At 69.4% G+C, this 16,786-nt stretch carries 15 protein-coding genes; 8 read left to right on the top strand and 7 right to left on the bottom strand.

Going from position 1 to position 16,786, the window contains the following annotated elements:
* Positions 1 to 510: 510 nt before the first annotated feature.
* The 5 genes from ACIBF5_RS05290 to ACIBF5_RS05310 all read left to right on the top strand — a co-directional run bounded on the left by ACIBF5_RS05290 (position 511) and on the right by ACIBF5_RS05310 (position 6,428).
* Positions 511 to 2,148 carry an ABC transporter substrate-binding protein gene (locus ACIBF5_RS05290; protein ID WP_396808352.1) on the top strand — a complete coding sequence of 546 codons (1,638 nt, stop codon included), beginning with the start codon at positions 511 to 513 and terminating at the stop codon, positions 2,146 to 2,148.
* 231 nt (positions 2,149 to 2,379) lie between these two features.
* A complete protein-coding gene (locus tag ACIBF5_RS05295; RefSeq protein WP_396808354.1) occupies positions 2,380 to 3,318 on the top strand; it encodes an ABC transporter permease in 939 nt (312 codons plus the stop codon).
* A gap of 93 nt (positions 3,319 to 3,411) precedes the next feature.
* Positions 3,412 to 4,368 (top strand): ABC transporter permease, encoded by a 957-nt coding sequence (locus ACIBF5_RS05300; RefSeq protein WP_396808356.1) that lies wholly within the window; start codon positions 3,412 to 3,414, stop codon positions 4,366 to 4,368.
* Between the two features lie 7 nt (positions 4,369 to 4,375).
* Positions 4,376 to 5,413 (top strand): ABC transporter ATP-binding protein, encoded by a 1,038-nt coding sequence (locus ACIBF5_RS05305; protein WP_396808358.1) that lies wholly within the window; start codon positions 4,376 to 4,378, stop codon positions 5,411 to 5,413.
* Positions 5,400 to 6,428, top strand: a complete 1,029-nt coding sequence (locus ACIBF5_RS05310; RefSeq protein WP_396808360.1) for an ABC transporter ATP-binding protein — start codon at positions 5,400 to 5,402, stop codon at positions 6,426 to 6,428. Before ACIBF5_RS05305 ends, ACIBF5_RS05310 begins: the two co-directional genes overlap by 14 nt.
* Before the next feature lie 96 nt (positions 6,429 to 6,524).
* Here ACIBF5_RS05310 and ACIBF5_RS05315 read toward each other — a convergent pair whose 3' ends face one another.
* Positions 6,525 to 7,361, bottom strand: a complete 837-nt coding sequence (locus ACIBF5_RS05315) for an alpha/beta fold hydrolase (RefSeq protein ID WP_396808362.1) — start codon at positions 7,359 to 7,361, stop codon at positions 6,525 to 6,527.
* Positions 7,362 to 7,372: 11 nt separating this feature from the next.
* A complete protein-coding gene (locus ACIBF5_RS05320) occupies positions 7,373 to 8,035 on the bottom strand; it encodes a DUF4097 family beta strand repeat-containing protein (RefSeq protein WP_396808364.1) in 663 nt (220 codons plus the stop codon).
* A gap of 235 nt (positions 8,036 to 8,270) precedes the next feature.
* Between ACIBF5_RS05320 and ACIBF5_RS05325 the strand changes: the two genes are divergently transcribed.
* Both ACIBF5_RS05325 and ACIBF5_RS05330 read left to right on the top strand, forming a co-directional pair.
* Positions 8,271 to 9,026, top strand: coding sequence for a helix-turn-helix domain-containing protein (locus ACIBF5_RS05325; protein WP_396808366.1), 756 nt, complete (start codon positions 8,271 to 8,273; stop codon positions 9,024 to 9,026).
* Positions 9,027 to 9,152: 126 nt separating this feature from the next.
* On the top strand, positions 9,153 to 9,749 hold the full coding sequence (locus ACIBF5_RS05330) for a hypothetical protein (RefSeq protein WP_396808368.1): 597 nt from the start codon (positions 9,153 to 9,155) through the stop codon (positions 9,747 to 9,749).
* 301 nt (positions 9,750 to 10,050) lie between these two features.
* Here the strand turns inward: ACIBF5_RS05330 and purH are convergent, their stop codons facing one another.
* The 3 genes from purH to ACIBF5_RS05345 all read right to left on the bottom strand — a co-directional run bounded on the left by purH (position 10,051) and on the right by ACIBF5_RS05345 (position 13,678).
* Entirely contained in the window at positions 10,051 to 11,622 is a 1,572-nt protein-coding gene (gene purH / locus ACIBF5_RS05335; protein ID WP_396808370.1) for a bifunctional phosphoribosylaminoimidazolecarboxamide formyltransferase/IMP cyclohydrolase, read from the bottom strand.
* Entirely contained in the window at positions 11,619 to 12,239 is a 621-nt protein-coding gene (purN, locus tag ACIBF5_RS05340) for a phosphoribosylglycinamide formyltransferase (protein WP_396808371.1), read from the bottom strand. Before purN ends, purH begins: the two co-directional genes overlap by 4 nt.
* 134 nt (positions 12,240 to 12,373) lie before the next feature.
* Positions 12,374 to 13,678 carry a DUF6350 family protein gene (locus tag ACIBF5_RS05345; protein WP_396808820.1) on the bottom strand — a complete coding sequence of 435 codons (1,305 nt, stop codon included), beginning with the start codon at positions 13,676 to 13,678 and terminating at the stop codon, positions 12,374 to 12,376.
* Positions 13,679 to 14,090: 412 nt separating this feature from the next.
* Here ACIBF5_RS05345 and ACIBF5_RS05350 point away from each other — a divergent pair, with 412 nt between their 5' ends.
* On the top strand, positions 14,091 to 14,348 hold the full coding sequence (locus tag ACIBF5_RS05350; RefSeq protein ID WP_396808373.1) for a hypothetical protein: 258 nt from the start codon (positions 14,091 to 14,093) through the stop codon (positions 14,346 to 14,348).
* A 122-nt stretch (positions 14,349 to 14,470) separates the two neighbouring features.
* On the opposite strand, the gene sucD is transcribed toward ACIBF5_RS05350, so the two are convergent.
* A complete protein-coding gene (gene sucD, locus ACIBF5_RS05355) occupies positions 14,471 to 15,358 on the bottom strand; it encodes a succinate--CoA ligase subunit alpha (protein WP_396808375.1) in 888 nt (295 codons plus the stop codon).
* Between the two features lies 1 nt (position 15,359).
* Positions 15,360 to 16,538, bottom strand: coding sequence for an ADP-forming succinate--CoA ligase subunit beta (sucC, locus tag ACIBF5_RS05360; protein ID WP_396808377.1), 1,179 nt, complete (start codon positions 16,536 to 16,538; stop codon positions 15,360 to 15,362).
* Between the last annotated feature and the right edge of the window lie 248 nt (positions 16,539 to 16,786).

Below are 16,786 nucleotides of genomic sequence, written 5' to 3' on the forward strand. Positions count from 1 at the left end.
GGCGGTCGGCTTCGGGCACACCCGGCTGCCCGCACACGGCTCCCCCGGCTCGGCGCACCGGATGTCCCCTTCCCAGACCGGGGACGTCTCTGTGCCGGGAGGTAGCAGGTCTTTTCCGGGAGGCAGTTCAGAATCCAAGATGATGTAACTTTCCGTAACCGTGTTATTCGTCACGCCCGGTAACGAGGTGTGGAGTTGTGCACAGCACGAGAGTGCGACCAGGCACAAGACGGACAAACCCCAGGTGGCGCCCCCCACACCAAGACAGGCGCCGATTGCGGAGTTTGGGCCTGCATATGTTGAAATATTACGAGCGATCCCCCGGCTGGCACGGAGCCCTCTTTACCAGGAGTCGCCTTACACCGCAAGGAGACTCTCCGCGACCCGTTATTCAGTCGTAATCTACTGGTTTGGACTAGGGTGCTGCCTCGGCCTACCTTTGCCGAGCGTTGCGCAGAGTGACTCGTACCCGAGGCACGACTGCCCAGCGTGAGGAGATGAGGAGGCTCAATGCAGGTCCGTAGGCTCGCTGCCTGGGCCGCCGTTCCGCTCGTCGCAACCCTGGGCCTCGCGGCCTGTGGCAGCGGCGACGATGGCGGTTCCGGGGACAGCAACCCCAACGCTACGGTGTCGATCCAGATCGGCGAACCGCAGCACCTGATCCCGACCAACACCACCGAGACGGCCGGTAACCAGGTCCTCGCTGGCCTGTTCACCCCGCTCGTGACGTACGACGCTCAGAACAAGCCGGTCGAAGAGCAGGCCGAGTCCGTCACGTCCACGGACAACACCCTGTGGACGATCAAGCTCAAGGACGGCTACACCTTCCACAACGGCGAGAAGGTCACGGCCGACAGCTACATCAACGCCTGGAACTACGGTGCCTATGCCCCGAACGGCCAGGGCGCCGCGTACTTCTTCGAGAAGATCGCCGGCTACGACGACCTTCAGTCGACCGACCCGGACGGCGACGGCCCGCAGAAGGCCCCGACCCCGAAGGCGAACACGCTGACCGGGCTGAAGAAGGTCGACGACCTGACCTTCACCGTCACCCTCTCGGCGCCGTACACCGACTTCAAGGCGATGCTCGGGTACAACGCGTTCTACCCGCTGCCGAACGCCGCCTTCTCCTCCCCCGGAGTGATCAAGGACGGCTTCGAGGACGCCATCATCGGCGATGGCCCCTTCAAGATGAAGGGCACCTGGCAGCACGACGCCAAGATCGAGGTCGAGAAGTACGACGCGTTCGCCGGTGAGAAGCCGAAGGTGGCCGGCGTCGAGTTCCGGATCTACCAGCAGCTGACCGCCGCGTACGCGGACGTCATCTCGGACAACCTGGACGTCCTCCCGACGATCCCGACCGAGAACCTGACCAGCGTGACGACCGACCTCGGCGACCGCTTCCAGCAGAGCCCGATGTCGTCGTTCCAGTTCGTCGCGTTCCCGACGTTCGACCCGAACTTCAGCAAGCCCGAGGTTCGCAAGGCGATCTCGATGGCGATCGACCGCGACGAGATCATCAAGTCGGTCTTCAAGGACTCGCAGCAGTCCGCCCGCTCGTTCGTCTCGCCGGTCGTGGCCGGTTACCGGGACAACACCTGCGGCGCCGCCTGCGAGTTCAACCCGACCAAGGCCAAGGCGGACTACACCGCCGCGGGCGGCCCGTCGAAGATCGAGATCTCGTACAACGGCGACGGTGGGCACAAGGACTGGGTGGACGCCACCTGCAACCAGCTCAAGACCAACCTGGGCGTGGACTGCGTGGGCGTTGCCGAGCCGAAGTTCGCCGACCTGCTGGACAAGGTCGAGAAGAAGACTCCGGTCGGCATGTTCCGCCTCGGCTGGGTCATGGACTACCCGTCCATGGAGGACTACCTCGGCCCGCTGTACTCCACCAACGGTTCGTCGAACTACTACGGCTACAGCAACCCGCAGTTCGACGCGCTGGTCAAGGAAGGGTCGGCCGCGGCCACCCCGGAGGAAGCGATCAAGAAGTACCAGGCAGCCGAGGACATTCTGGCGAACGACATGCCGGTCATCCCGCTGCGCTTCGGTCAGAACAACTTCGGCTACTCGAACAAGGTCAAGAACGTGGAGATGGACCTGTTCCAGGTCGTCAACCTGACCAAGATCGAGGCCGTCAGCTGAGCTGACCCCCCGAATCTGGTTCGTGCCCCCCGGTAACCCCCGGTTGGCTCGGGCCATGGATGGAAGAAGTCCGGCGTCGCCCAAGAACGCCGACGCCGGACTTCTTCCGCCGGGCGCACCACAGAGTGCCCCCTGTCGAATGAACCATCCGGGCCCAGGCCCGGATACTTGCGTACGTCGAGAAGCCCGCGTCGTACGACTTTCGTCCATATTCGGAGAGAAAGTTAGGGTATGTTCCGCTATATTGTGCGGCGCCTGCTTCAGATGGTCCTGGCATTCTTCGGGACCACTCTGATCGTCTACGCGCTGATGTTCGCCGGCCAGGGCGACCCCATCCAGGCACTTGCCGGCGAGCGGCCGGTCACTCCCGCCCAGCGGGCATACCTGACCGAGACCTTCCACCTCGACAAAAAGGGTGTCGGCGGCTTCTTCTACCGCTACTTCGACTACATCGGCAACCTGCTCCACGGGGATCTGGGCATGTCGCTGACCCAGCGCCCGATCGGCAAGATGATGGAGACCGCCTGGCCGGTCACGCTGAAGCTGGCCCTGATCGCCATCGCCGTCGCGATCCTCTTCGGCGTCACCGCCGGGGTGATCGCCGGCATCCGGCGCGGCGGCTTCTTCGACAACTCCACCCTGCTGCTCACGCTGCTGGTGCTCGGCATCCCGAGCATCGTGCTGGCCCCGCTGGCCCAGTACTTCCTCGGCGTCAAGCTCTCGATCTTCCCGCCGACCGCGGGCGCGCAGCCGTCCTTCTACGCCCTGCTGCTGCCCGGCATCGTGCTCGGCTCGCTCTCCCTGGCCACGGCGCTGCGACTGACCCGAACATCGGTCGCCGAGAACATGCGCTCGGACTACGTACGGACCGCGAAGTCGAAGGGCCTGGCGCGGCGGCGCATCGTCGGCGTCCACGTCCTGCGGAACTCGCTCATCCCGGTGGTCACCTTCCTCGGCGTCGAACTGGGCAACCTGATGAGCGGCGCGATCATCACCGAGGGCGTGTTCAACATCCCCGGCATCGGCTTCAACCTCTTCCGCGGCATCCGCACCGAGGACGGCCCGCTGGTGGTCGGGATCGTCAGCATCCTGGTCGTGGTCTACCTGATCTGCAACCTCGTGGTGGACGTGCTCTACGCCGTCCTCGACCCGAGGATCCGGTATGTCTGAGCGACGATTCGAAGGCCCCAGCGTCAGCAGTGGACGTGAACAGATCCGTCAGCGCGGTCAGCGCGGTCCGCACATGTGTAGCGAGGTGCAGGCATGAGTGACTTCAACACCGTCGCGGCGACCGAGAACCCGGCCGCGCGACCCGGCCCCACCGGAGAACCCGGCGCCCCCGGCAAGGTCGACGCGGCCCACAAGCCCCGCAGCCTGGCCGGCGACGCCTGGCGGGACCTGCGGCGCAACCCGATCTTCTGGGTCTCGCTCACGCTGGTCGTCATCGTCACCCTGATGGCGGCCTTCCCGAGCCTGCTCACCGCGAACGACCCGACCGACTGCACGCTCTCGCGGCAGCACCAGGGGCCGTCCGGCGGCGCGATCTTCGGCTACAACTTCCAGGGCTGCGACATCTACGCCCGCTCGGTGTACGGCGCCCGCGCCTCGCTGTTGGTAGGTGCGCTCTCCGCCCTGCTCACCGGCATCGTCGCCGTGGTCGTCGGCATGCTCGCCGGCTACTTCGGCGGCTGGGTCGACGCGGTGCTCTCCCGGGTCATCGACATCGTGCTCGGGCTGCCGCTGCTGCTCGCCGCGATCGTGCTGCTCAAGCGGATCGACAGCGACAACCCGTGGGCCCGGATCGGCGCGCTGATCTTCGTCCTCGCCATCCTCGGCTGGACCACCGCCGCGCGCGTCATCCGCTCCTCGGTGATCAGCGCCAAGCAGCAGGACTACGTCGCTGCGGCCCGGATGCTCGGCGCCGGCAACGGCCGGATCATGTGGCGACACATCCTGCCGAACTCGCTCGCCCCGGTGGTCGTGGTCCTGACCATCGCCCTCGGCTCGTTCATCGCCGCCGAGGCGACCCTGTCGTTCCTCGGCATCGGCCTGAAGGAACCGACGATCTCCTGGGGTATGGACATCGACGCCGGCCGGGTGCACATGCGGGAATCGGCGACGCCGCTGATCGTCCCGTCCACCTTCCTCGCCCTGACGGTGCTCGCGTTCATCATGCTCGGCGACGCCATCCGAGACGCCTTCGACCCGAAGCTGCGGTGATCAAATCATGAGCAACCTTTCGGCCCAGCCCAGCCCGGCGCCCACCGCCGGCAGCCACCGCCCGCACCTGCTTGAGGTTCGGGACCTGCACGTCGAGTTCCGCACCCGGGACGGCGTGGCGAAGGTGATCAACGGTGTCTCGTACCACCTGGACGCCGGCGAGACCCTCGCCGTACTCGGCGAGTCCGGCTCCGGCAAGTCCGTGACCGCTCAGGCGATCATGGGCATCCTGGACATGCCGCCGGCCGTCATCCCGTCCGGCGAGATCCTGTACGACGGCAGCGACCTGCTCAAGATGCCCGAGGAGCAGCGCCGGCAGGTCCGGGGCAAGCAGATCGCGATGATCTTCCAGGACGCGCTCTCCGCACTCAACCCGGTCTTCCCGGTCGGCTGGCAGATCGGCGAGACGCTGCGCCAGCGCGAGGGCATGTCCCGGTCCGACGCCCGTAAGCGGGCGATCGAGCTGATGGACCTGGTCAAGATCCCGGCGGCCAAGCAGCGGGTGAGCGACTACCCGCACCAGTTCTCCGGCGGTATGCGGCAACGCGTCATGATCGCGATGGCGCTGGCCCTGAACCCCCGGGTGCTGATCGCCGACGAACCCACCACCGCGCTCGACGTCACCGTGCAGGCCCAGATCATGGACCTCCTCGGCGACCTCCGCCGGGAACTCAACATGGCCATGATCCTGATCACCCACGACCTCGGTGTGGTCGCCGACGTCGCGGACCGGATCGCGGTGATGTACGCCGGACGGATCGTCGAGCACGCCGACGTACACTCGCTGTACTCGTCTCCTGGCCACCCGTACACCAAGGGTCTGCTGGAGTCGATCCCCCGGCTGGACCAGCGCGGCCAGGAGCTTTCCACCATCAAGGGCCTGCCACCGAACCTGATGCGCATCCCCTCGGGCTGCCCCTTCCACCCGCGCTGCCCGTACGCCCAGCAGGTCTGTGTCGACGTGGTGCCGGAGAACCGGAACCTCGGCAACGGCCGGACCAGCGCATGTCACTTTGCCCAGGAGGTCCTCGATGGCCGGCTCTAGCGCAACCAAGGTGCGTGGCGAAACGATCCTGCAGGTCGACAACGTCGTCAAGCACTTCCCGATCACCCAGGGCGTGGTCTTCAAGAAGCAGATCGGCGCCGTCAAGGCGGTCGACGGGGTCAGCTTCGAACTGCGCCGGGGCGAGACCCTCGGCGTGGTGGGCGAGTCCGGCTGCGGCAAGTCGACCCTCGCCCGGCTCCTCATGCGGCTGGAGACCCCGACCGGCGGCAGTGCGATGCTGGAGGGGAAGGACATCTTCAAGATGTCCGGCTCCGAACTGCGCCGGCTCCGCCGCAACGTCCAGATGGTCATGCAGGACCCGTACACCTCGCTGAACCCACGGATGACCGTCGGCGACATCATCGGTGAGCCGTTCGAGATCCACCCGGAGGCGGCGCCGAGGGGCTCCCGTGGCCGGCGGGTACGCGAACTCCTCGACATCGTCGGGCTGAACCCCGAGCACATCAACCGGTACCCGCACCAGTTCTCGGGTGGTCAGCGGCAGCGGATCGGGATCGCCCGGGCGTTGGCGCTCAACCCCGAGGTCATCGTCTGTGACGAGCCGGTGTCGGCGTTGGACGTGTCGATCCAGGCGCAGGTGATCAACCTGTTGGAGAAGCTCCAGGACGAGTTGGGGCTCTCGTACGTGTTCATCGCGCACGATCTGTCGGTGGTTCGGCACATCGCGGACCGGGTGGCGGTGATGTACCTCGGCAAGATCGTGGAGATCGGTACGAACGAGGAGATCTACGAGCGGCCGACCCACCCGTACACGCAGGCGCTGCTCTCCGCCGTACCGGTCCCGGACCCGTCCGCCCGCGCCAACCGGGAGATCATCCGGCTGACCGGTGACGTACCGTCGCCGGCCGACCCGCCCTCGGGCTGCCGGTTCCGTACCCGCTGCTGGAAGGCCCAGGACATCTGCGCCACCCAGGACCCGCAGCTGGTGCTCCGGCCCGCCGACCCGCACCCCTCCGCCTGCCACTTCGCGGAGCTCAAGCACGTCGTCGCCTGAGGTGTAAGGAAGGGCCCCTTCTTATCGTTTTTTGTATAGGAAGGGGCCCTTCCAAACCTCCGGGCCGAGCGCTGCCGCAGCGGATGTGCCGGCAACTCACCGTGGAGGAGCCTTGGGAGCACCCTTCCGATGGAGGGCGGCGACCTCGCGTACGGCCTCGGCGACGGCCGGGAAATCCTTCTTCAGGATCGCACCGTGGTTGCTGGCGACCTTCGCGGCGAGCCGGATGTTCGGGTTGCGCTCGCACGCCGTGTCGAGGCCGGCGCGGATGTGTTCCTGCTCGTCACCCTTGCTTCCGAAGGACGTCCCCGAGGCGACCACGTACCTCACCGGAACGGTGATGGCGTCCAGCACAGGGCCCAGCTCGCGCTCGCGGGAGAGCCTGCCGAGTTCGATGTTGCTGTTCGCCATCTGTTCGGCGGTCATCCTCGGGGCCAGCCCGGTCGGGCGCAGCAGCGGCAGGAACCAGCCCATCCGCCGGAACAGCTTTCGGATCCGCTGCTCCATGGCCTCGTCGAGCCAGTCGTACGGGAACGCGCCGTCGACCAGGACCGCTCCCATGGCACGCTCCGGATTCCGGCTGGCCCAGTGCGCCCCGACGACCGCTCCGTACGACCAGCCCACCACCACCGCCCGGTCCACACCCCTGGCCGCGAGAACGGCATCGACGTCCCGGACGGCGGCCTCGAAGGAATAGTCCGCCGAGCGCCACGACTTCTTGCCGCGAGCCCGCTCGTCGTAGGTGAGGTGCCGGAAGTCGGGGCCGAGTTGGGTGATGACCCGCCGCCAGTACCCCTGGGTGGCGAACTGGCCGTTGAGGTAGACGACCGGAAGACCGGGACCTCCGGTGTCGGTGACGGACAGGGCGGTGTCGTCCACCGGCACCATGCCGGTCCACGTCGAATGGGTCGGGGCAGTGCTGTGCTTCGTCATGTCCCGCTCCGTCAGAGGCTGCGGGCGGTGATGTCGCCCTGGAGGGTGGTGGCGCGGATGTCGAGTTCGGTGGTGCCGTCGTTCTTGAGGGCGTTGCTGACGCGGCCGTAGCCGGTCCCGGCGTCCAGGCAGGCCGAGACGCCGGCGGCGGCGACGACCGAGATGTCGCCGGACTGGGTACGGAGCACGACCGCGCCGCGCACGGCCTCGGTGATCCGGATGTCGCCCCTTGCGGTGCTGATCTCCGCGGAGCCGTTGAGCCGGCCGACCTCGACGTCGCCGTCGATCGCGGTGAGGCGGACGCTCTCGGCCTCGTCGATCTTGATCTGGCGGTAGGCGCCGTCGAAGGCAACCTCACCGAGGCGGCCGACGCCGCGAAGTTCGGAGCTGGCGGCCTTGGCCTCGACGCGGGAGCCGGCGGGCAGCGCGACGGTGACCTCCAGGGATCCGGAGGGGCCGAAGAGCTGGCTCTTCGGCTCGGTGAGGATCCGCAGGACGCCATCGGCGTAGGTGACGGTGGTCTGCTCGGCGGCCTGGACGTCGCGGCGCTTGGAGGGGTCGGCGGGCAGGACCTCGACGGCGGTGTCGGTGCGGTCGGCGGCGATGAACTGGATGCGTCCGGCGGGGATGTCCAGGACGGCGGAGATCGGGGCGGGGGTGTCGAACTTCTGCATTGTGCCCTCCATGCTCACTCGCTGTTTCTGATATAGGAAACGCTACGTTGCTTTCCAAAACCAGGCAACTCATTCGTTGCGTAGAACTGCTATTTTCCCAGGTAATTAGCATGAAAACGTTGCAACGAGCCTGACAAGAATGCAACGAGAGCCATCTCGATCATTGCAATGGGTGAGCGGTGAACGCTATAGTCAAGGGGTCAGGACCGCCTGGAGGATCACCGAGGAGATCGCGATGCCCGGAGGCAGACTCACCCAGCAAGAACGCCAGCAGATCGCGCTGGGGCTGGCGGACAGCCTCCCCTACGCCGAGATCGCCCGACGCCTCGACCGTCCCACCTCGACGGTCACGCGTGAGGTGATGCGCAACGGCGGCCCCATCGCCTACCGCGCCGACCTGGCCCACCGCGCCACCGAGCGTCGCGCCCACCGGCGCGGGCCCGCCGCCTCCCGAGGAGCGGAGTCAACCTCCCAGCCGCACGGGCGCGACAACGAGGCCGTGGCGGAGTACGAGGAGACGTTCACCACCGTCCTCATGGCCTCGGGCCTGAGCAAGATGAGCTCCCGGGTGCTGACCTGCCTGTTCACCACCGACGCGGGAAGCCTCACCGCGTCCCAACTCGCCCAGCGCCTCCAGGTCAGCCCGGCGTCCATCTCCAAGGCGATCGCCTTCCTGGAGAGCCAGAGCCTCGTCCGCCGAGAACGCGACGAACGCCGCCGCGACCGCTACGTCGTCGACGACGAACTCTTCTACCAGGCGACGATCGCCAGCGCCCGATCCAACGACCAACTCATGGAAACCGCACGCCAAGGCGTCGCCATCCTCGGCCCGCACACCCCCGCCGCCACCCGTCTGGAGAACATCGCCCGCTTCCTCGACTTCATCAGCGAAAGCATCACCCGCGCTGCCGAACAGGCTCGCGAAGTCCTCCACGCCAAGCCCGCAGCCACCTCGAACGACGCCGCCCACGCACGCCCGGACCACGGATGAAACAGCCGCCTCCACGGCCATGATCGTTCTTACCGATGACGGCTGTACCGATGGTCCCGATGCCGCGTTCCCGAAACCCGGCAGTGGCGCGGGGAACGCGACGGCAGGGCTACGACTCTGTCCGGCATGAGCTGGAGACGTACGGCGATCCTCTGCACCGTGGTGGTGTGCGGCAGTGTGCTGGCGGGATGCGGCACGGCAGCCTCCCCCGATCCGGACACGGGGCCGCGCGGCACGGCCACCAGCACCAGCACCAGCACCAGCACCAGCACCAGCACCAGCGTGGTCGACGCCAACTCCACGACCGGTCCCGGGAGCGGTCAGCCTGCCACGGGGGCGCCGACGACGGACTCCTGCCCTGCCGGTGCCGACTACCCCGACGGCGACGATCACGAGGCACGTGAGGTGCGCGGCGGGGGGCCTGGCACCACGCTCTGGGCGTTGCTCTTCCTCACCACCGACAGGTTGACCGCCGGCAGGGACACGAAAATCGTCTGGCGGATGACCGGCACCGGCGACCTGACCATCCGCGCCACCGGTCCGGCCAACGCCGAGGTCACCCCGATCTGGGGACCGACCGGACACAGCGGCAGCACCTGGAAGCGCCCCGGCGACGAGTGGGGAACCGGCTGGCACTTCCCGACCGCCGGCTGCTGGACCGTGCGCGCCAGCCGCGCCGACGGCCACGCCGCCCAGGTCGTACTCCGCGTCGCGCCGGCCTGACCAGCATCGACGTCGTCCCGGGGCGCGGCACCCCGGACCCCGGCCCGGCCCGTCGACGACCACCGGCCCGGAACGACACCGGGGTGCGGCACCGCGAACCCCGCCCCGGTCGCATCGCTGGCACGCGGCCGGAACGACACCGGGGTGGGTAGCCTGTCGGCCACCCACCCCAGCCGCGCGAAACACCCGGTACGCGGGAAACTCAGCGCGCCGGAACACCCGGTACGCGGGAAACGCAGCGCGCCGGAACACCCGGTACGCGGGAAACGCAGCGCGCCGGGAGACCCGTGCGAGGGAAAACTCAGTGGAAGAAGTGGCGGGTACCGGTGAGGTACATGGTCAGGCCAGCCTGCTGAGCGGCGGCGATGACCTCCTCGTCGCGTACCGAGCCACCCGGCTGCACCACCGCGCGTACACCGGCGTCGAGCAGCACCTGCAGACCGTCGGCGAACGGGAAGAAGGCGTCCGAGGCAGCCGCCGATCCACGGGCCCGGTCCGCACCGGCCCGAGTCACCGCGAGATGCGCCGAGTCCACCCGGTTGACCTGTCCCATGCCGACCCCGACGGTCGCACCGTCGGCGGCGAGCAGGATCGCGTTGCTCTTGACCGAACGGATCGCCCGCCAGGCGAAGACCAGGTCACGCATGAGTTCCGACCCGGCCGGGTCACCAGCGACCAGCTTCCACCCGGCGGCCTCGTCGCCGGGGGCGTCGATCCGGTCCGCCGACTGGGCCAGTACGCCACCGCTGATCGCCCGCCACTCGACCGGCGCCGGCTGCCAGGCCGGCACCCGGAGCAGCCGGATGTTCTTCCTGCCGGCGAGCACCTCGACCGCACCGTCAGCGAAGGCCGGGGCGACCACCACCTCGGTGAAGATGTCGGCGATCTGCTTGGCCAGTTCCACCGAGACTGTCTGGTTGACCGCGATCACGCCGCCGAACGCGGAGACCGGGTCGCAGGCGTGCGCCTTGCGGTGCGCCTCGGCCACGTCGACCCCGTTCGCGATGCCGCACGGGTTGGCGTGCTTGATGATCGCCACGGTCGGTACGTCCGCGCCGAAGTCGTTCGCCGCGCGCCAGGCCGCGTCCGCGTCGACGTAGTTGTTGTACGACATCTCCTTGCCGTGCAACTGCTCCGCCTGCGCCAGCCCCGGCGCGGCTGCCGGGTCGAGGTAGATGGCGGCCCGCTGGTGCGGGTTCTCGCCATACCTCAGGGTGGCGCTGCGCCGCAGGGCGAGACCGGCGAAGTCCGGCCACTCCGGCTCCGAGGCGAGATCCTGGGCGAACCACTGCGCCACCGCGACGTCGTACTCGGCGATGTCGGCGAAGGCCCGCGCCGCGAGCGCGCGTCGCTCGCCGAGGGTGAAACCACCGCCGGCCAGGGCCGTCAGGATCGACGGGTACGCCTCGACCGAGGTCACCACGGCCACCGAGGCGTGATTCTTGGCCGCGGCCCGGACCATCGCCGGACCGCCGATGTCGATCTGCTCGACGCAGGCGTCGAAGTCCGCGCCGGAGGCGACCGTCTCGGTGAACGGGTAGAGGTTCGACACCAGCAGGTCGAACGGGGCGATGCCGAGTTCGTCGAGCTGGTCCGCGTGCCGCTCCAACCGCAGGTCGGCGAGGAGACCGGCGTGCACCTTCGGGTGCAGGGTCTTGACCCGGCCGTCCAGGGTCTCGGGGAAGCCGGTCAGCTCCTCGACCTGGGTCACCGGCACACCCGCTCCGGCGATGGTGGCGGCGGTGCTCCCGGTCGACACGATCTCAACCCCGGCGGCGTGCAGCGCCTGGGCCAGTTCGGTCAGCCCGGTCTTGTCGTACACGCTGACCAGCGCGCGTCGTAGCGCGCGGCGGCCGTCGGAGGTGGTGCTCATGGGATCGTGACCTTTCTTCCGGTGATCGTCCAACCCTCGCGCGCCAGCCGGCCGACCTGCTCGACGAGTTGGCGCCGCTCGGCGACCTTGATGCGTTCGGTGAGGGTCTCCTCGTCATCGTCGTCGAGCACCGGCACCGCCACCTGGGCGACGATCGGTCCGGTGTCGACGCCGGCGTCGACGAAGAAGAGGGTGGCCCCGGCGATCTTGACGCCGTAGGCGAGTGCGTCGCGCGGGCCGTGGATGCCGGGGAAGGCCGGCAGCAGCGCGTTGTGCGTGTTCAGGTAGCGGTCGCCGAAGGCGGCGAGGAAGTGCGGGCCGACGAGCTTCAGGAAACCGGCCGAGACCACCAGGTCGGGCTTGTAGTCGGCGACGTGCGCGGCGAGCGCGCGGTCCCACTCCTCCCGATCCGGGTACGCCTTGACCTGGTCGACGAAGACCGGCACCCCGGCGGCGGTGGCGCGGTCGAGTCCGGCGATGCCGGCGCGGTCCGCACCGACGCCGACCACCTGCACTCCGTACGCCGGATCGGTGGACGCGTCGAGCAGCGCCTGGAGGTTGCTACCGGACCCGGAAATGAGGACGACGACTCGGGCGGCCGACACGGGCTCAGTCACCTCAGCACCCTATCGGGCAGCTCAGACCCGCTCTGCGGCGGCTCGGGCCAAATCCGCCGCCGGGGGCGAACCCGTCGCCAGAGGGCCCATCCGCCGCCGGGAACCGATCCGCTGCCAGGAGGCCGGGCCGGTGGTCAGGGCCGGGCGAAGGCGCGGGTGACGGCAGCGCCGACCGTCGCCCCAACCGTCACCACGACGGTGGCTACCACGGCGACCTGCCAGCTCACCGGACCCACCTCGGCCAGCCGGCCGCCACCGAGCGAGCCACCGGAGGCCCAGGCGGCGGCTCCGAGCACCACGCCCGCGACCGGTCCACCGACCAGGGCGGCGGCGAGCAGTGGCGGCCAGCGCACCGCCAGCCGGTCCCGCCCGGCCCCCCGGGGCAGTGCGGCGGGCGGCGGTGGCAGTCCGGCCCGCCGCAGCGACCGTCGGGTGAGCAGCCAGCCGGCGGCCAGACCGGCGATGACCGGCACCGCGAGCAGCGCCGCGCGGAACCCACCGATCGGCCCGGATGGTAGTCCGGCCAGCAACGGCACCGCCGGGAGTGCGCCGACGGTCACCTCGGTTGTGCTCACGGTGGTGCCGGTGCCGATCGCGAAGCCCGGCCCGAGCAGGTAGGACGCGGCCCAGACCGCGGCGTTCGGCGCGTACCCGGCACTGACCGCGGTGATCCCGGCCTGGCCGACGACCCCGGTCCGGTAGGCGGTCAGCATGTCGGACGCCGCCCCGCCACCGGTGGCCACCGCGAGGCCCGCCGCACCGGCGCCCGCGCCGAGCATGAGCAACGCGGCCACCAGCCCGGTCCGCAACCCGTCGCGGAAGACCGCCGGGGTACGCCGGGCGAGTGCGCCGAGCGTGCCGGTGACCGGCAACGCCCCCGCGTACGCCGCGAGGGTGCCGAAGACGGTGAGGGTGAGCCCGGCCCGCGCCGGTGACACGTCCTGCCCGCCGGGGGCGACGATCACGGCGGCGAGGACGCCGAGCAGCCCGTACGCGATGCCGACCGCGCCCGCGACGGCGAGTGCCTGGCGTGGGGTGCCGTGCTGGCGGGCGCCGATCGCCCGACTGGTGTGTACGCCCGCACGCGCCACCCGCCAGGCGGCGAACATGGCGAGCCCGAGCGGTGGCAGGTGGAAGGTTCCGGCGTCGGTGTCGAGCGGCACGCCGTGTCCGACCAGCCAGCCGGCGAGCCCGACCCGGGCCGCCCCACCGACCGCACCGGCGTCTTCGGTGATCCGCGCGAAACCGAGCACGACCGCGACCGGCAGGTAGGAGAGGATCGCCGCCCAGATGGTCGCCACGGCGGCGGCCACCGGCAGCGGAGCGCGGCCGGACCGGCGCGCGGCACCGCCCGGTGGTCCGGTCGGCCGGGCGGTGGTTCCCGCTCCCGGTCGCCGGTCGTCGCTACGTTCCGGTGCGGCGCCGCCACGACGGTCCAGGTCGGCGCCGCCACGACGGTCCAGGTCGCCAGGGCGGTCCGGTTCGGCGCCGCCACGACGGTCCGGGTCGCCACGACGGTCCGGGTCGGCGCCGCCACGACGGTCCGGGTCGCCGCGACGGGCAGACGGAACCGCGTCGACCGGGTCGGTCCGGCCGATCGTCGGCGTGGGGTCCGCCGGATCCGGCCGATCCGGACGGTCGGGATGATCGGGGGTGATGGGTGGCATCGTGCCCTACTTTGGCACGCCGGTCCGCGGGCTGGGGGGCGACACCACCGACTATCTCCGGTGACTTGCACGATTTCTCTACAAACGGCCCGCTGTCGGGGTTACCGTCGGCCCAACCCGTCGGACCGCGCGGTCGGCGTACCTCCGCCGGGCGGGTTCCGGGCCATCCCTGGTGGAGGTGTGCGTGGCGGGCCAGTATCCGTACCAGCCGCCGGGGAGGGCGGGCCGGGACCGGACCACCCTCTGGGGCGTGCTCGGCATCGTCGTCGGTCTGGTCTGCTGTGGCGTCCTCGGGGTGATCCTCGGTTACCTGTCCATTCGGGACGCTCGCCGGTACGGCAGCTCCCCGGTGCTCGGCTGGATCGCGATCGGGCTCAGTGTGCTCAACATCCTGGGCACCGCGATCCTGCGTGGCACCGGCAACTATCCCGGCTGGAACTGAGCCGCCCGACCGGCGGCGGTTGCCGGCGGCACCTGACAGTGAAGGGGCCGACCGCGTGGCGGTCGGCCCCTTCGTGGTGCTCAGGATCACCGGTACGCGTCCCGCGTACCGGTTCCGTCAGCTCAGCTCCCGGACATGATCTCCCGCATCAGCTGGGCGGTCTCGGTCGGCGTCTTGCCGACCTTGACCCCGACCGCCTCCAGCGCTGCCTTCTTCGCGTCGGCGGTGCCGGCCGAGCCGGAGATGATCGCACCGGCGTGGCCCATGGTCTTGCCGGGCGGGGCGGTGAAGCCGGCGATGTAGCCGACCACCGGCTTGGTGACGTTGGCCTTGATGAACTCGGCGGCCCGCTCCTCGGCGTCGCCGCCGATCTCGCCGATCATCACGATCGCGTCGGTGTCCGGGTCGGCCTGGAAGGCCGCGAGGGCGTCGATGTGGGTGGTCCCGATGACCGGGTCACCGCCGATGCCGACGCAGGTCGAGAAGCCGATGTCGCGCAGCTCGTACATCATCTGGTAGGTCAGCGTGCCGCTCTTGCTGACCAGGCCGATCCGGCCGGAACCGGTGATGTCGGCCGGGATGATGCCCGCGTTGGAGGCGCCCGGGGAGGCGATGCCGGGGCAGTTCGGGCCGATGATCCGGGTCCGCTCGCCCTTGCTGACGTTGTACGCCCAGAAAGCGGCGGTGTCGTGCACCGGTACGCCCTCGGTGATCACCACGGCGAGCTCGATGCCCGCGTCGATCGCCTCGACGACCGCACCCTTGGTGAACTGCGGCGGTACGAAGATGACCGTGGTGTCAGCGCCGGTGCCGGCGATCGCGTCCGCGACGCTGGCGAAGACGGGCAGCTCGGTGCCGTCGAAGTCGACGGTCTGACCGGCCTTGCGCGGGTTCACCCCGCCGACCACGTTGGTGCCGGCGGCGAGCATCCGCCGGGTGTGCTTGGAGCCCTCGGAGCCGGTCATCCCCTGGACGATGACCTTCGAGTCCTTGGTCAGCCAGATTGCCATGTCAGACCCCCGCAGCCGCGAGCTCGGCGGCCCGCTCGGCCGCTCCATCCATCGTGTCCACCCGCTGCACCAGCGGGTTCGCCGCGGCGTCGAGGATTGCCCGACCCGCCTCGGCGTTGTTGCCGTCCAGCCGTACGACCAGCGGCTTGTCCACCTGCTCACCGCGCTCGGCGAGCAGTGCCAGCGCCTGGACGATACCGTTCGCGACCTCGTCGCAGGCGGTGATGCCACCGAAGACGTTGACGAAGACGCTCTTGACCGACGGGTCGGAGAGAACGATCTCCAGACCGTTCGCCATCACCGCCGCGCTCGCGCCGCCGCCGATGTCGAGGAAGTTCGCCGGCTTGACCCCGCCGTGCCGCTCGCCCGCGTACGCGACCACGTCGAGCGTGGACATGACCAGACCGGCGCCGTTGCCGATGATGCCGACCTCGCCGTCGAGCTTGACGTAGTTGAGGTCCTTCTCCTTCGCCCGCTGTTCCAGCGGGTCCACCGAGCCCTGGTCGACCAGTGCCTCGTGGTCCGGGTGACGGAACCCGGCGTTCTCGTCCAAGGTGATCTTGGCATCGAGCAGGAGCACGTCACCCTTGGCCGTACGGGCCAGCGGGTTGACCTCCACCAGGGTGGCGTCCTCGGCGACGAAGGCCCGCCAGAGTACGACCGCGATGCCGGCGATCTGGTCGGCGACCGCGGCCGGGAACTTGGCCGTCGCGACGATCTCGTTGGCCTTGTCCAGGTCGACGCCGACATTGGGGTCGATGGCGATCTTCGCGACCCGCTCCGGGGTCTCGGCGGCGACCTGCTCGATGTCCATGCCGCCGGCAACGCTGGCGATGCAGAGGAAGGTGCGGTTCGCCCGGTCGAGCAGGTACGAGAGGTAGTACTCCTCGGCGATCTCCGCGGTCACAGTGATCATGACCTTGTGGACCGTGTGACCCTTGATGTCCATGCCCAGGATGTCGGTGGCCCGGGCCACCGCCTCCTCGGGGTTGTCGGCGAGCTTGACCCCGCCGGCCTTGCCCCGGCCGCCAACCTTCACCTGGGCCTTGACAACAACTCGGCCACCGAGGCGATCGGCGATCGCGCGGGCCTCCTCGGGGGTGGTGGCGACGCCGCCGGCGAGCACGGGCAAACCGTGCCGCTCGAACAGCTCGCGCCCCTGGTATTCGTACAGGTCCACGATTGCGCGTCCCGTCCAGTCTCCGCGGCGCGCCGTCGCGCCGCCGCCAGCGTGAAAAATGAGTTGATGCCTGTCATCGAAAAAGGAAACAGGCCTCCGGCGGCAGCCTAGCGATGCGGGCACCGTTGGCAATGGAGCGGGTGCGCGGTGTGCGGTACTGCACAGCCATCGACGCCTGCGGCGAAGCACCCCGGAAAGCTTTCTGACCGAAGTCACCGCAACCGCGTAACCCCTGCGGGAGGACGTCG

The organism is Micromonospora sp. NPDC050417, from assembly GCF_044458865.1.
Taxonomy (GTDB): Bacteria; Actinomycetota; Actinomycetes; order Mycobacteriales; family Micromonosporaceae; genus Micromonospora_G.